This is a genomic window from Ruegeria sp. CDSC045 (assembly GCF_059610725.1).
The window spans coordinates 1-1,356 of record NZ_JBXWOE010000026.1 but is presented as its reverse complement, the minus strand read 5'-3'; the positions used below and the strand labels follow the sequence as shown (position 1 = coordinate 1,356).

Genomic DNA, 1,356 nt, shown 5'->3' with positions numbered 1-1,356 from the left:
TTGATATACGTTCTTTAATTGAGCAGCAGCTCTCGGTGAGATTAGTCCGGTATCGACCACCTGCAAGGTTCTTTCCGAAGTCATCCTATTGGAGCTTCATCTCGGCGTTCAAGGCATCAACCCCCTAAGGTTTCATGCGCGGTCTGGATTGTGAGCCGCATGTAGATCGAACGGGTTCGGTCGACAGCCTGCCGTGTTGGTCGGTACGGCAACTCGTGAACGGGAAGTATGCTTGTTCTCTCGGCTATGCCTCCTTCATTTGAAAGGTTGAACCGTTTGTCCAGATGGCGTGCATCAGGACAGCGAGTTTTCGCGCCAGGGCAACAATTGCTTTCTTGTGGCTGGTACGGGCTTTAAGAGATCGAGCCCATCTCTGGAGTTCCAGCCCCTTGCCCGGTTTCACGCGGTTCAACAAGCTGCTGGCGGCCTCGTAAAGTGTTGAGCGCAGCATGGGATCGCCGCGTTTCGATATTCTGCCACCATAGTCGATATCCCCTGACTGATATCGCCGGGATGTTAGGCCGAGATAAGCACCGACCGATCTTGATTTTGCAAATCGGCGCGGGTCATCAATCGTTGCAACATAGGTCACGGCACTCACGGGACCAACGCCTGGGATCGTCATCAGTCGTTGGCAGGCCTCATCGGTTTTCGCGTGGCGCACCATTTCTTTGCTCAGGGCTGCCGCTTGCCGCAGGGCTGCTGTCCGCAAGTCGAGCAAAGGCAGGATGACACTGGACAAGACCGGCCGATCTTTCAGGATCGCGTGGACCCGTTCTTCGTAGGTTTGAAGATGCTTGGGCAGCCGAAGCCCGAAACTGGCCAGCAAACCACGGATGGTGTTTTCAACATTCACACGTGATTTCAAAGCCACCTCCCGGGCTTTCAACAAGGCTCGCCGCTCTTGGGCGATCCGGCTCTTGACCTCGACCTTCCTATAAAATCCTGTCCGCGCCAGCTCGGCCAACATGGCAGCATCATTGGCATCGGTCTTGTTATGCATCTGGCTGAGAACCGCATGCGCCTGGCGCGCGTCAATGCACACCATCGGCAGGCCCCGATCCGACAGCTCGGTATAAAGCCAGTTCGCCATTCGGCCGGTTTCCAGGACGACGCATTGGATGGAGCCACCATATTTGTGCAGCGCCTGACAGATTACATCAGGGTCCGTCACTGTCTTAACCACAAACACGGTGGCTCCGTTCTCATCACATACGCACATCGAAGTCTCGGCCTTCGATACGTCCAACCCGACAAAACACTGTTCCATTTTGCTCTCCTGTCATTGTTCCGGTGCCATCATGCACCGGCCAAGAGAGCTGTCGCTCAATTACTCAGAGTCTCATCCATTCGCCA

The 1,356-nt window shown here is 55.2% G+C and carries 1 protein-coding gene; it reads right to left on the bottom strand.

Annotated features, from left to right (window positions below):
- Nucleotides 1-244: 244 nt before the first annotated feature.
- The gene (locus AC2FH6_RS21395; RefSeq protein ID WP_496704189.1) at nucleotides 245-1,270 is read right to left on the bottom strand and encodes an IS110 family RNA-guided transposase; all 1,026 of its coding nucleotides are present in this window, start codon (nucleotides 1,268-1,270) and stop codon (nucleotides 245-247) included.
- Between the last annotated feature and the right edge of the window lie 86 nt (nucleotides 1,271-1,356).